This is a genomic window from Bifidobacterium catenulatum DSM 16992 = JCM 1194 = LMG 11043, assembly GCF_001025195.1.
In the GTDB taxonomy this organism is placed as follows: domain Bacteria; phylum Actinomycetota; class Actinomycetes; order Actinomycetales; family Bifidobacteriaceae; genus Bifidobacterium; species Bifidobacterium catenulatum.
Map to the genome: position 1 here is coordinate 408,280 of NZ_AP012325.1, position 12,810 is coordinate 421,089.

Sequence of the window (12,810 nt, forward strand, 5' to 3'; positions counted from 1 at the left end):
ATGGCAGATATTCTGCAGATGCATGACCTGAAGCCGGCTCCGGGCGCCAAGAAGGATCGCATTCGCGTCGGTCGTGGTGAAGGCTCCAAGGGTAAGACCTCGGGCCGTGGCGACAAGGGTACCAAGAAGCGCTATCAGGTTCGCCCGGGCTTCGAAGGTGGCCAGCTGCCGCTGTACATGCGCCTTCCGAAGCTGCGTGGCTTCAAGAGCCCGTTCAAGAAGGAATATCAGGTCGTCAACGTCGCAGCTCTTGCGGAACTGTTCCCGCAGGGTGGCGAGATTACCGTTGCCGATTTGGTTGCCAAGGGTGCCGTGCGTGACGGCTACCCGGTCAAGGTCCTGGGCGACGGCGAGGTTTCGGCTGCCTACACCATCAAGGGTGTCAAGGCTTCCGCTTCTGCCAAGTCCAAGATTGAGGCTGCCGGCGGCTCCATCTCCGAGGACTGATTCCACGGAATGTAGCTGACTTAAGCTCGTAAGTGAGGCTTCTCCCGCTGGGGCGGGGGAGGCCTCACTTCGTTTTTTCGGTCCAGTACGGGGATCGAAAAACAGTGCCCAGAGATCTAATGAAAACCGACAATGGAACACTCCATGTGTAGGTAGACGCCGTACGCTAGACTCGACCGGTAGAGTCTGTTTTTGCACGGGTGCGCCGGCGCGCACGTCGATGGAAGGAATCCCAGGTGAGGACGTTAATCCAGGCCTTGAAAACCAAGGAGTTGAGGAACAAGATCCTCTTCACTCTTGGTATCATCATCATTTATCGTATTGGTTCGTTCATTCCGACCCCAGGTGTCGACTACAAGGTGGTCCAGCAGTGCGTCGGCTCGATGAACAGCACCTCCGAGAACTTCATTGGTCTGGTGAACCTCTTCTCTGGCGGCGCAATGTTGCAGCTGTCGATCTTCGCGCTAGGCGTCATGCCGTACATCACGGCATCTATCGTCATCCAGCTGCTCCGCGTGGTCATTCCCCGCTTTGAGGCGCTGCATAAGGAAGGCCAGTCTGGTGAAGCCAAGCTGACCCAGTACACCCGTTACCTGACCATTGGCCTCGCTGTGCTGCAGTCCACCACCATTCTGGTGACCGCCCGCTCCGGTGCCCTGTTCAACTATCAGTGCTCCCAGGTCGTGCCTGACGGTTCCGTCTGGAACCTCGTGGTCATGGTGCTGATCATGACCGGTGGTACGGGCCTGATCATGTGGATGGCCGAATTGATCACCGATAAGGGTCTTGGCCAGGGTATGTCCATCCTTATCTTCATGTCCATCTGTTCCGGCTTCCTGCCGCAGTTGTGGGAGATCGGTTGGGGCACCAAAGGCACCGATGGCAATTGGGCGAAGTTCGCCGCGGTCGTCGGCGTGCTGTTGGTTATCATGATCCTCGTCATCTACGTCGAGCTTTCCCAGCGTCGTATTCCGGTGCAGTACACCCGTCGTATGATTGGCCGTAAGATGTACGGCGGATCCTCTACCTATCTGCCGCTGAAGATCAATATGAGCGGCGTTATTCCGCCGATCTTCGCGTCCTCCATTCTGGCCATCCCGACCCTGATCGCACAGTTCGGCAAATCCGACCAGTCCTGGGTCAAGTGGATTAACTCCAACCTGGCCAATACCACTTCCGTGTGGTACATCGCACTGTACGCGTTGATGATCGTGTTCTTCTGCTTCTTCTACACGGAAATCACCTTCAACCCGGACGAGACCGCAGACAACATGAAGCAGTACGGCGGCTTCATTCCGGGAATCCGTGCAGGCAGCGCCACCAGCCGTTATCTGAGCTACGTGATGAACAGGCTCAACACCGTCGGTGCCGTGTATCTGCTATTCGTGGCGCTTATTCCGACCGTGCTCATCATGGCGCTTGACCTCAACACCAAGTTGCCGTTCGGCGGCACCACCATCCTGATCATCGCAGGCGTCGGCCTCGACACCCTGCGCCAGGCCAAGGCCCAGACCGAACAGTTCCAGTACGCTGGATTCCTGTTCGAGGGCACTGACCACAAGGAAGGCAAGTAAAGCCTCAAAATCGTGATACCGTTTCGACGTGAGGCGGTATCACGATTTTCATGTAACCAATCGAAAATCAGAAAGCCTTGAAAGAGGCCAAATGAAACGGAGAATAACATGCGACTGCTGATCATGGGACCTCAGGGCGTCGGCAAGGGCACCCAGGCTGCTCTGCTGAGCGAGCACTACGGTATTCCGGCAATCTCCACCGGCGATATCTTCCGCTACAACATTAAGAACAAGACCGAACTTGGCGTTGAAGCACTGAAATACATCGATAAAGGCGAACTGGTTCCTGACGAGCTGACCAACAAGATCGTCAAGGATCGCTTGGCCATGGACGATGCCAAGAACGGTTGGATTCTTGACGGCTACCCGCGCAACGCCTCCCAGGTCGAAGCACTGGACGCCATCCTCACCGATCTGAACACTCCGCTGGACGCAGTGGTGGCTCTCGACGCCGATCATGACGTGCTTATGGAGCGCATGAAGAAGCGCGCCGAGATCGAAGGTCGCTCCGACGACACTCCGGAAGCAATTGCCAAGCGTCTCGACGTATACGCCAAGGAAACCGCTCCGTTGCTGACAACCTACGAAGAGCGTGGCCTGCTGAAGACCTTCAACGGCGTCGGTTCCGTCGAAGAGATCCAGTCCACCATCGTGGCTGAACTCGGCTGAAATAGCTGAGGATTGGGCTGATTCGAAGCATATGCATAGATAAGAAAGCCCAATAAAATACCACAAATCAATCGAAAACGGGAATTGCGACACGCCGAATGTGCCGTAATTCCCGTTTTCGTGTATTCTTGCAAGTTGGTGTGTCTTCGGGCACGCATAGTAATCGCCAAAGAACGGAACGAGGCTCATGGCTAAAGACGGTGTGATTGAAGTCGAAGGACAGGTAGTGGAAGCACTGCCGAACGCGATGTTCCGCGTTGAACTCGAGAACAAGCATATCGTGCTCGCAACCATCTCGGGCAAGATGAGGAAGAACTACATCCGCATTCTGCCGCAGGATCGTGTTGTGCTTGAAATGAGCCCTTATGATCTGAACCGCGGCCGTATTACGTACCGTTACAAGTAAGGTACATAAGCAAAGGAAAACCATGAAGGTCAGCCCTAGTGTGAAGAGGATCTGCGAGAATTGCCGCGTGATCCGTCGTCACGGCCGCGTCATGGTGATCTGCGTCAACCCGCGCCACAAGCAGCGTCAGGGCTGAGAGTAGATCCAGCGGCACAATAAGTACAGGCGCTGAGTCACAGATCGCGCAAGCGATATGAACCCCGGGTACGCAGGCCCGGGCCGGGAAACCGGACGACTCGGTGCAAGACCTGCGGAAAACAGAAGGAATCGCAATGGCACGTCTTGCCGGAGTCGACATCCCCAATGAGAAGCGCATCGAGATCGCCCTCACCTACATCTTTGGTGTGGGTCGTACTCGTGCCAAGGAAACGCTTGCCGCGACCGGTATCAACCCGGATATTCGCGTCAAGGATCTGACGGATGAGCAGCTGATTACGCTGCGTGACTACCTCGAGGGTAACTATAAGATCGAGGGTGATCTGCGTCGTGAAATCGATGCGGATATCCGTCGTAAGATTCAGATCAACTGCTACCAAGGCCAGCGTCACCGTAAGGGACTTCCTGTGCGCGGTCAGCGCACCAAGACCAATGCACGTACCCGCAAGGGTCCGAAGCGTACGGTCGCCGGAAAGAAGAAGGCCACCAAGTAATCGGTGGCTGTCAGTTCAGACCACGAGACGTAAGTTTCATCGCCTGAACAACAAAGCAAATTCGTTATTAGGAAACGAGGGTCAATGGCAGCTCAAAAGCAAGCCGCGCGCAAGCCGCGTCGCCGCGACCGTAAGTCGGTCCCGGTTGGGCAGGCGCACATCAAGTCCACTTTCAACAACACCATCATTTCGATCACCGACCCGTCCGGCGCAGTTGTGTCCTGGGCGTCCGGTGGCGATGTCGGCTTCAAGGGCTCCCGCAAGTCCACGCCGTACGCCGCTGGCATGGCCGCTGAATCCGCAGCCCGCAAGGCTATGGAGCACGGTCTGAAGAAGGTCGACGTGTTCGTGAAGGGTCCGGGTTCCGGTCGTGAAACCGCTATCCGTTCCCTGCAGTCCGCCGGACTCGAAGTCGGTTCCATCACCGACGTCACCCCGCAGGCACACAACGGCGTTCGTCCTCCGAAGCGCCGTCGCGTCTGAGCACTAGAAGAAATCATCAATCCAACGCCGCTTATGGCCGGTGAGTGCACCACCGGCCTGAAGCTGAAAGGATAACCACAGTGCTTATCGCACAGCGTCCGACACTTACCGAGGAATCTCTCAACCCTCAGCGTTCCCGCTTCACCATCGAGCCTCTCGAGCCTGGTTTCGGTTACACGCTTGGCAACTCGCTGCGCCGCACCCTCCTGAGCTCCATCCCTGGAGCGGCTGTGACTTCGGTGCGTATCTCCGGCGTCCCGCACGAGTTCACCACTCTGCCGGGTGTTGAAGAGGACGTTACCGAGATCCTGCTGAACATCAAGGGCATCGTGCTCACCAGCGAATACGATGAGCCGGTTGTCATGTATCTGCGCAAGAGCGGCAAGGGCGAGGCCACCGCGGGTGACATCACCCCTCCGGCCGGCGTCACCATCGCCAACCCGGATATGCATATCGCAACCCTCGCAGAAGATGGCGAACTCGAAATCGAGTTCACCGTCGAGCGTGGTCGCGGCTATGTGCCTGCCCAGATGAACAAGCAGGATAACGCCGAGATCGGTCGTATTCCGGTCGACTCGATTTACTCCCCGGTGCTCAAGGTGAGCTATCGTGTGGAAGCCACCCGCGTTGAACAGCGCACTGACTTCGACAAGCTCATCCTGGACGTGGAGACCAAGCCGGCAATCTCCCCGCGCGATGCAGTCGCATCCGCAGGCTCCACCCTGGTGGAACTCTTCGGTCTGTGCCGTGAGCTTAACACCCAGGCTGAGGGCGTCGAGGTTGGACCTGCCCCGGTGGCAGAGGAAACCAACCCGGAGATGGCTGTTCCGATCGAGGATCTCAACCTCACCCAGCGCAGCTACAACTGCCTGAAGCGTGAAGGCATCCACACGATTGGCGAGCTGGTCGCCCACACTGAGCAGGATCTGCTCGACATCCGCAATTTCGGTATGAAGTCCATCGATGAAGTCAAGGAAAAGCTCCAGTCCTTGGGTCTGGCTCTCAAGGCTTCCCCGCTGGGCAACTTCGATACCAACAACCTCGAAGGCGGCACCTTCTTCTCGCCGGAAGACGAGTGATTCGCTGCCTTTGACCTAACCGCTTCGTTGGATTCGGATGTTCGGGCGATTGCCCACCTGAATCCAACGGGGCTTTCAAGGAGAAACAATGCCTACACCAAAGAAGGGTCCGCGTCTGGCCTCCAGCCCGGCTCATGAGCGTCTTATGCTCGCGAACATGGCTACCAGCCTGTTCCAGCGCGGCCGCATCACCACCACCCTGCCGAAGGCTAAGCGCCTTCGTCCGCTGGCTGAGCGCCTGATCACGCTCGCCAAGCGTGGTGATCTGCACAGCCGTCGTCGCGTGATGCGTGTCATCCGCAACAAGTCCGTTGTGCACAAGCTGTTCACCGAGATCGCCGAGCAGATGGAGCAGCGTGAGGGTGGCTACACCCGCATCGTCAAGATCGCTCCGCGTCGTGGCGACGCCGCTCCGGCAGCCATCATCGAGCTCGTCACCGAGCCGGTGAGCCCGAAGCAGGCCGTGGTCAAGGAAGCCGAAGCTGCAACCAAGGTTGCCGCTGAAGAAGCTCCGGTTGTCGAAGAGGCACCGGTTGAGGCTCCGGAAGCCACCGCAGAGAACGCCGAGTGATTGGCATCAAGCAGGCTTGACTAGCTGATGAAAAGGCTGGGAATCGAAAGGTTCCCAGCCTTTTTTGTTATGCGTTGTCATGTGTTGTTATGCGCCTTTTGTTATGCTCATTGCCGTGAGATTACGTATCGACTTGGCATATGACGGCACCGATTTTTACGGATGGGCGAAACAGCCTGACATGCGCACCGTGCAGGGGGAAATCGAACGTGTGCTGCATACCATTCTGCGCGTGCCGGAAGGCGACGACAATGAGCCGCTGCGCCTGACCGTCGCAGGTCGTACTGATACCGGCGTGCACGCGTCGCACCAAGTTTGCCATCTCGACATCAATGAGGAGACGCTTGCACGTTGCGTCGGGCATATGCAGGTCGAACCGGTGATGGCGTTGACGCGACGACTGCAACGCATGCTGCCGAACGATATCGCCATTCATTCCATCAAAGAGGCTCCTGAAGGATTCGACGCACGCTTCTCCGCGTTGGAACGCACTTACGTATATCGCATTGCCGACCGATCAAGCGAAATCGATCCACGTACCAGAAATAGCGTGCTGCATATAGACGATAATCTTGACATCGCCGTCATGAACAAGGCTGCTGAAATGACAATCGGTCTGCATGATTTCGGCTCGTTCGCAACTCCCAATCCAGGAGGAACCACCATACGCGAGGTCAAAACCGCGTATTGGAGGCGCATACCGCAGCATCCGCTTATCGACGACGGAACCACCATGGGGGAGCGGTACCGAACGCCCGCCTTGGAGTCGGGACTGCTCTGCTTCACCATCGTCGCCGACGCTTTCGCACGCAATATGGTGCGTTCGTTGGTTAACGGTTGCGTACAGGTTGGTATTGGCAAACGTTCCTTGGATTGGTTCGCCGGAAAAATGGCGACGCCGTTGCGTGAAGGCAGCACTGGCCCGATCGCTCCGCAAGGATTGACGCTCGAACATATCGAATATCCGGAAGACGACCAGTTGGCGATTCGTGCCGAAGCGATTCGTGCGAAACGTACTTTGTAAGAGCACATACTGTACAGTTGCACGCAAACTGGCGACGGAACTGGTGAACCGCCGGGAGTCGATCAACCGCGAGTTGAGCCGTAATGGTGTGCGTTTCGGTATTTGATTATGCGGGCAAAAGACATCGTGTGGGCGTGGTCTACCGTCGCTTGTCGGACGAATATCTCGATCCGTTCGCATTCAATCCGGATTCCGTAATCGGTGTGCCGCCATGTTGGTCTCACCGCGCGTTATATCGCCGGATTGTTGGGTGGAGAGGGTGCCACGCACGCTTGGGTGGAGGTGTATCATGACGAGCGTTGGATTGGGCTTGTTCCGACACACAACCGTATGGTCGACGACAACTACATCACCATCGCGCACGGCCGTGATTACCGTGACTGCATGCTCGACATTGGTATTTTCTCCGGTTGCAATGTGCAACAGCATCAGTGGGTGAACGCTTCCGTGCACGAACAGGAGCTGTAGGCAATAAAAAACCGAAGCGCCGTTGCTCCGGTTTTTCTACTTGCGGATAAGGCGAGATTCGAACTCGCGGAGGGGTTTGCCCTCACACGCTTTCGAGGCGTGCTCCTTAGACCGCTCGGACACTTATCCATTGCGCCGCTTGAAAACAAGCAACTTGATTATTTTGCCACAGCTTTGTCGATTGTCAAATCCAGCTATGAGATTTTTGCGATGTCCGCGATTGTTCGGCGTGTCTTATCTGCATGGATGATGCGTCGCGTTGTCAGGCTCGCGGTTGCGCAGGTATCGCGTAGGTTGTTGTATGAACTGGCATGTGCTGGCGTGTGTTGGTGTGCGCTATTCGAACAATGCTTCGTCGAATGATGGATAGCCCCAAGTGAGAGCCAGGTCCACACGGTCGGCGATCATGCTGGTAAGTATGCCCAGAGACTGTTGCCTTGAATCATCTGAAGAGTTTTCTGCGGTCGTGCGGGATTGCGCCGAGTCGCTTGTCGAATTCGAACTTGATTCGACGGCTGCGATTTCGCTGCGTGCGCAATTCATTTCAATGACGGCGTCGGTCGGTGCGAACAATCCAGTTGCGGAATCCACAATAGTATCGGGATGGGCGAGCAATTGCGCGACATCATAGGTTTTCGCACGGGTATCTTCAGCTCCAGAGAAGGAAATCAGCCGCTGCGAAGTTGTTTTATGACGATCGCTGATATCGAGCGTCGCATGTCCGATGGAACGTGCCGCGAAAACCTCCATTGCGAATCCGGCCTGATCTTCCGCAACGGACATGGCGGAAAGCGAATCCGCGTCAATATCAAACGAATCGATGCCGTCGCAACGTGACAGCGTGGGCTGTGCGATGTTGATCGTAAGTCGCGCCGCCATCAAACGGGCGGTGTGACGGGCCTGCGCGCTACGCAACGTGCCGTCGGCGAACCGTGCAGGGCAGTAGGCCGCGGTGTTTGCCCAATCTGAAACCGCTTCCTGCGCGGCAAGATAGCGCATAATGATATGGCGTGACCTGTCTGCCATGATGTCGGCGTTGGCGGTCGCGTCGGCATACGCCTTCTCGCAAGGACTTGGCTGCATTTCAGCCTCGGCGCGGCCCGCGATTCGGGGTGCGGAGCAAGCAGTCAGAGACGCTACAAGCACGCCTATGCATGCCAAGACGCAGACGCGTCTTGAGGTCGACGAGACCGAGGGGAAAAGAGGGGAACGTGTCTGCATGAAACATTAGACTAATAGTTGACTGTGACCATTGGGCCGAGCGCTCGGAATAACTTCATATAGGAGGTCTTGGAAGTATGGAACTGGACCTGGCAGGAATGCACCAGCTCGCAGCTGGGCAGGGAATCGATCCCGAGACGCTGGATGCCGCACTCTCGGAAGCATTACGACTGGCATATCTGAAAACGCCGCACGCGGCGAAGCATGCTCGTGTGGAGCTTGATCCGCGTGCCGGAAGCTTTACCGTTTGGGCTCAGGATGAGATTCCGGTCGAACCGACCGAGGATAATCCGCACCCTGCGCCGACTTTGGGCGAGGAATACGATGACACTCCGCGTGACTTTGGCCGCTTGGCCGCAGCCACCGCACGTCAGGTCATCAGCCAGCTGTTCCGCAAGGCCGAGGACGACAAGGTGTTCGGCGCGTTCTCAGGGCAGAAAGGCAAGCTGATCACCGGTATCGTGCAGCAGGACGTGAAGGACACCTCCAATGTGCACGTGGCCGTTGGCGATGTCGAGGCGTTGCTTCCCCGTCGTGAGCAGGTGCCGGGAGAACGCTACCGCCACGGTGAGCGCATCCGCGTATATGTGGTGAATGTTGCACGCGGTCTCAAGGGCCCGGAAATCGTAGTGTCCCGCTCCCATCCGGAGCTTGTTCGCCGCCTGTTCGAGCGTGAGGTTCCGGAACTGGTTTCCGGCGCCGTGTCGATTATGGCCATTGCGCGTGAGGCCGGTGCCCGCACCAAGATCGCGGTGCGAGCCAACACCGAAGGCGTTAATCCGAAGGGTGCCCTGATCGGTCCCGGCGGCGCTCGCGTGCGTGCGGTGATGGAGAATCTCGGACCGGAAAAGATCGATATCGTCGACTGGTCTGCCGATCCGGCGAAGTTCGTCGCCGCGGCGCTGTCTCCGGCGGTCGCCACCGGTGTGCAGGTGATCAGCGAGAAGAACCAGACCGCAATCGCCTTCATCCATGATGATCAGCTGTCTCTTGCCATCGGCAAGGAAGGCCAGAACGCACGCTTGGCCGCCAAGCTGACCGGTTGGAAGATTGGTATCGAATCCGCCGAGGCACACGCCAAGAAGATGGCAGAAGCGCAGGCTTCGACCAGTGAGGAAACTGCCGAATAACCAACGCTTTCAGCAACGGCAAGCCCGTGGGCGTTCAATCCACGGGCTTGAGTATGCTGGACTCGATAATCCAAAGCGTGGGGGTTCATGCCGTCATGCCCAGGGAAAAGACGAGGTATCACGAACATGGTTGCACGATGAGAAGGAACAAGCTCGCCGTGAATCAGTAGCGGTCGCGCTCGTATGCGCGCGGCCCAAGATAGGAGAAATTGAGTGCCGAAAGCACGCGTATATGAACTTGCCAAGGAACTTGGCGTTGACAGCAAGACTGTTTTGAACAAACTTGAGGCGATGGGCGAATTCGTGAAGTCTGCATCGTCTACCGTTGAACCTCCGGTTGCCCGTAAGCTGAGGAATGCTTTCGCTTCCAACGCGCAGAGCAACGCATCTGAATCCAAGAAGCCTGCGGCCCCGGCCAAGAAGCCGGCTGCCCCCGCGGCTTCGCCCACTCCTGCGCCTCGCGCCACTCCTGCTGCTCCCGCGGCATCCGCGGCAAAGCCTGCCGCTCCAAAGCCGGCACGTCCTGCAGCATCCAAGTCCGAAGCCCCGAAGCCCGGCCAGCGCATGCCTCGTCCGGGTGATTCCCGCCAGCATGGCAATCGCGCCAACGGTAACACTCCGCGTCCGCAGGGCGAACGCCGTCAGGGCGGCAAGTCGGCTCCGGTTCCGGGACCTCGCGCACAGCGCAACAATACCAATGCTCCGCAGGGCGGCAATGGCAACAATGCCGCCAATGGTGCGAAGCCGCACACTCCGGGTCCGCGTCCGGGCAACAATCCGTTCAGCCGCAAGCAGGGCATGCGTACCCCGACACCGGGTGACATTCCGCGTCCGCATCCGATGAACCGTCCGAGCGCCAACAACAATGGCGAAGGCCGTCGTGGCGGCCGCCCGGGTCAGGGTGGCGGCCAGCGTGGTGGTTTCCGCGGTCGTCCGGGTCAGGGTGGCGGCGCGAAGCCGGGCCAGTGGGGCCAGCATCGTCCGGGTCAGGGTGGCGGTCAGCGCCCTGCAGGCGGTGGCAACCGTTTCGGTGGCGGCTCCAATACCAACGGCGGCGGTTTCCAGGGTGGCAATAGCGCTCCGGGCAACGGTCCGGCACGCGGCGGCGGTCGCGGTCGCGGCGGTGCTGCAGGCGCATTCGGACGTCAGGGCGGCAAGTCCTCGAAGGCCCGTAAGAATCGTCTGGCAAAGCGTCAGGAATTCCAGGAGATGAAGGCCCCGGTCATCGGCGGTGTGCGCATTCCTACCGGCAACGGCCAGACCGTTCGCCTGCGTCAGGGTGCATCCCTCGCCGATTTGGCCGAAAAGATCAATGTCAATCCGGCTGCTTTGGTCACTGTGCTCTTCCATCTTGGTGAGATGGCCACGGCAACCCAGTCCTTGGACGAGTCCACCTTCCAGATTCTCGGCGAGGAAATCGGCTGGGATATCAAGATCGTGTCTGCCGAAGAGGAAGACAAGGAGCTGTTGCAGCAGTTCGACATCGACTTGGATGAGGAAGAGCTGCAGGAGGATGAGGACCTGAAGCCGCGTCCGCCGGTCGTTACCGTGATGGGCCATGTCGATCACGGTAAGACCCGACTGCTCGACACCATTCGCCGTACCAACGTCATCGCACGTGAAGCCGGTGGCATCACCCAGCGTATCGGTGCATATCAGGTGACCGTCGATCTTGAGGGCGAACCGCGTAAGATCACGTTCCTTGATACCCCAGGCCATGAAGCCTTCACCGCCATGCGTGCCCGTGGCGCCGAGCTCACCGACGTCGCGATTCTCGTGGTCGCGGCAGATGACGGCGTGATGCCACAGACCGTGGAAGCCATCAACCACGCGCAGGCAGCCAACGTGCCGATCGTGGTGGCCGTCAATAAGATCGATAAGCAGGGAGCGAACCCCGACAAGGTCCGCGGCCAGCTCACCGAATACGGTCTCGTGCCGGAAGAATACGGTGGCAGCACCATGTTCGTTGACATTTCCGCCAAGCAGGGCACCAATGTCGACAAGCTGCTCGAAGCCGTGCTTCTTACCGCCGATGCTGAGCTTGATCTGCGTGCTAACCCGGATATGGACGCTCGCGGTGCCACCGTGGAAGCTCGACTTGACAAGGGCCGTGGTGCCGTGGCGACCGTGCTTGTTCAGTCCGGTACGCTGCACATCGGCGACTCCATCGTCGCTGGCACTTCCTACGGACGTGTCCGCGCCATGCTTGACGAGAACGGCAACCACATGAAGGAAGCCGCACCGTCCACTCCGGTGCAGGTGCTTGGCTTGACCTCCGTGCCGACCGCAGGCGACCTGTTCCTGGTGGCCTCCGACGACCGTACCGCACGCCAGATCGCCGAGAAGCGTCAGGCCACTGAGCGTGCCGCCCAGCTGGCCAAACGTCGTAAGGTCGTGTCTCTGGAAAGCCTCAAGGAGCAGTTCGCCAAGTCCGAAGTCGACATGCTCAACATCGTCATCAAGGGCGATTCCTCCGGTTCTGTCGAAGCGCTGGAAGATTCCTTGATGAAGATCGAAGTGTCCGACGAGGTCGGCATCCAGGTGATCCACCGTGGCGTCGGCGCCATCACCCAGAATGACGTCAACCTGGCTACCGTCGACAAGGCCGTCATCATCGGCTTCAACGTTCGCCCGAACCGTCAGGTGGCGGATCTGGCCGAACGCGAAGGCGTGGAAATCAAGTACTACTCGATCATCTACAAGGCCATCGAAGACATCGAGGCATCCCTCAAGGGCATGCTCAAGCCGGAATTCGAAGAGGTCGTTACTTCCCACTCCGAGATCCGCGAGATCTTCCGTTCCTCCAAGTTCGGCAACATCGCGGGTGTCATGGTGCAAGACGGCGAAGTCAAGCGCGGTACGAAGTGCCGTATTCTGCGCAACGGTATCGCAACCGTCAACGATCTCGAGATTTCCTCGCTGCGTCGTTTCAAGGACGACGTCACTTCCGTCAAGGAAGGTTACGAAGCGGGTATCAACCTCGGTTCGTTCAACGATATCGAGCTTGGCGATATTATCGAGACCTTCGAGATGCGGGAAATCGAACGTAAGTAGTCGATTGATTCGAACCAGCGATCGATAACAGGAA

Annotated in this window: 13 protein-coding genes, 1 tRNA gene and 2 pseudogenes; 14 read left to right on the forward strand and 2 right to left on the reverse strand. The window is 58.1% G+C overall.

Translation table 11 applies throughout. The features are described 5' to 3' along the window. The 12 genes and pseudogenes from rplO to BBCT_RS01720 form a co-directional block, all read left to right on the forward strand. Positions 1–447: a 50S ribosomal protein L15 gene (gene rplO / locus BBCT_RS01670; protein WP_003835984.1), complete on the forward strand. Its 447-nt coding sequence runs from the start codon at positions 1–3 to the stop codon at positions 445–447. Positions 448–683: 236 nt separating this feature from the next. After that, a complete protein-coding gene (gene secY, locus BBCT_RS01675; RefSeq protein ID WP_003835983.1) occupies positions 684–2,021 on the forward strand; it encodes a preprotein translocase subunit SecY in 1,338 nt (445 codons plus the stop codon). 108 nt (positions 2,022–2,129) lie between these two features. Then, a complete protein-coding gene (locus tag BBCT_RS01680) occupies positions 2,130–2,690 on the forward strand; it encodes an adenylate kinase (protein ID WP_003835981.1) in 561 nt (186 codons plus the stop codon). 187 nt (positions 2,691–2,877) lie between these two features. Then, a complete protein-coding gene (gene infA / locus BBCT_RS01685; RefSeq protein ID WP_003808114.1) occupies positions 2,878–3,096 on the forward strand; it encodes a translation initiation factor IF-1 in 219 nt (72 codons plus the stop codon). A gap of 22 nt (positions 3,097–3,118) precedes the next feature. After that, complete coding sequence (gene rpmJ, locus BBCT_RS01690; protein WP_003808136.1) at positions 3,119–3,232, forward strand: 50S ribosomal protein L36; 114 nt, start codon at positions 3,119–3,121, stop codon at positions 3,230–3,232. A 136-nt stretch (positions 3,233–3,368) separates the two neighbouring features. Next, a complete protein-coding gene (rpsM, locus tag BBCT_RS01695) occupies positions 3,369–3,746 on the forward strand; it encodes a 30S ribosomal protein S13 (protein ID WP_003808138.1) in 378 nt (125 codons plus the stop codon). Between the two features lie 84 nt (positions 3,747–3,830). Beyond that, positions 3,831–4,229: a 30S ribosomal protein S11 gene (gene rpsK / locus BBCT_RS01700; RefSeq protein ID WP_003808141.1), complete on the forward strand. Its 399-nt coding sequence runs from the start codon at positions 3,831–3,833 to the stop codon at positions 4,227–4,229. An 80-nt stretch (positions 4,230–4,309) separates the two neighbouring features. Further along, entirely contained in the window at positions 4,310–5,308 is a 999-nt protein-coding gene (locus BBCT_RS01705) for a DNA-directed RNA polymerase subunit alpha (RefSeq protein ID WP_003835980.1), read from the forward strand. A gap of 88 nt (positions 5,309–5,396) precedes the next feature. After that, positions 5,397–5,879, forward strand: coding sequence for a 50S ribosomal protein L17 (gene rplQ, locus BBCT_RS01710; protein WP_033500843.1), 483 nt, complete (start codon positions 5,397–5,399; stop codon positions 5,877–5,879). Between the two features lie 103 nt (positions 5,880–5,982). Next, on the forward strand, positions 5,983–6,903 hold the full coding sequence (truA, locus tag BBCT_RS01715; protein WP_003835978.1) for a tRNA pseudouridine(38-40) synthase TruA: 921 nt from the start codon (positions 5,983–5,985) through the stop codon (positions 6,901–6,903). Positions 6,904–6,995: 92 nt separating this feature from the next. Then, a pseudogene (locus tag BBCT_RS08750) lies at positions 6,996–7,112 on the forward strand (circularly permuted type 2 ATP-grasp protein); the annotation flags it as partial. Further along, positions 7,102–7,371: pseudogene (locus BBCT_RS01720) on the forward strand (transglutaminase domain-containing protein); the annotation flags it as partial. The pseudogenes BBCT_RS08750 and BBCT_RS01720, both read left to right, overlap by 11 nt. A 43-nt stretch (positions 7,372–7,414) precedes the next feature. Here BBCT_RS01720 and BBCT_RS01725 read toward each other — a convergent pair. Further along, positions 7,415–7,500: transfer RNA gene (locus BBCT_RS01725), tRNA-Ser, on the reverse strand. A gap of 207 nt (positions 7,501–7,707) precedes the next feature. Next, positions 7,708–8,517, reverse strand: a complete 810-nt coding sequence (locus BBCT_RS01730; RefSeq protein WP_172620093.1) for a hypothetical protein — start codon at positions 8,515–8,517, stop codon at positions 7,708–7,710. Between the two features lie 152 nt (positions 8,518–8,669). Between BBCT_RS01730 and nusA the strand changes: the two genes are divergently transcribed. Both nusA and infB read left to right on the forward strand, forming a co-directional pair. Next, on the forward strand, positions 8,670–9,722 hold the full coding sequence (nusA, locus tag BBCT_RS01735) for a transcription termination factor NusA (RefSeq protein WP_003835972.1): 1,053 nt from the start codon (positions 8,670–8,672) through the stop codon (positions 9,720–9,722). A 213-nt stretch (positions 9,723–9,935) separates the two neighbouring features. Continuing rightward, the gene (gene infB, locus BBCT_RS01740; protein WP_033512424.1) at positions 9,936–12,776 is read left to right on the forward strand and encodes a translation initiation factor IF-2; all 2,841 of its coding nucleotides are present in this window, start codon (positions 9,936–9,938) and stop codon (positions 12,774–12,776) included. The last annotated feature ends 34 nt before the right edge of the window (positions 12,777–12,810 follow it).

Coding starts and splice junctions, on each gene's coding strand:
- rplO (WP_003835984.1), top strand. CDS start 1: ATGGCAGATATTCTGCAGATGCATGACCTGAAGCCGGCTCCGGGCGCC.
- truA (WP_003835978.1), top strand. CDS start 5,983: ATGCTCATTGCCGTGAGATTACGTATCGACTTGGCATATGACGGCACC.
- rpsM (WP_003808138.1), top strand. CDS start 3,369: ATGGCACGTCTTGCCGGAGTCGACATCCCCAATGAGAAGCGCATCGAG.
- rplQ (WP_033500843.1), top strand. CDS start 5,397: ATGCCTACACCAAAGAAGGGTCCGCGTCTGGCCTCCAGCCCGGCTCAT.
- BBCT_RS01680 (WP_003835981.1), top strand. CDS start 2,130: ATGCGACTGCTGATCATGGGACCTCAGGGCGTCGGCAAGGGCACCCAG.
- rpmJ (WP_003808136.1), top strand. CDS start 3,119: ATGAAGGTCAGCCCTAGTGTGAAGAGGATCTGCGAGAATTGCCGCGTG.
- nusA (WP_003835972.1), top strand. CDS start 8,670: ATGGAACTGGACCTGGCAGGAATGCACCAGCTCGCAGCTGGGCAGGGA.
- infA (WP_003808114.1), top strand. CDS start 2,878: ATGGCTAAAGACGGTGTGATTGAAGTCGAAGGACAGGTAGTGGAAGCA.
- rpsK (WP_003808141.1), top strand. CDS start 3,831: ATGGCAGCTCAAAAGCAAGCCGCGCGCAAGCCGCGTCGCCGCGACCGT.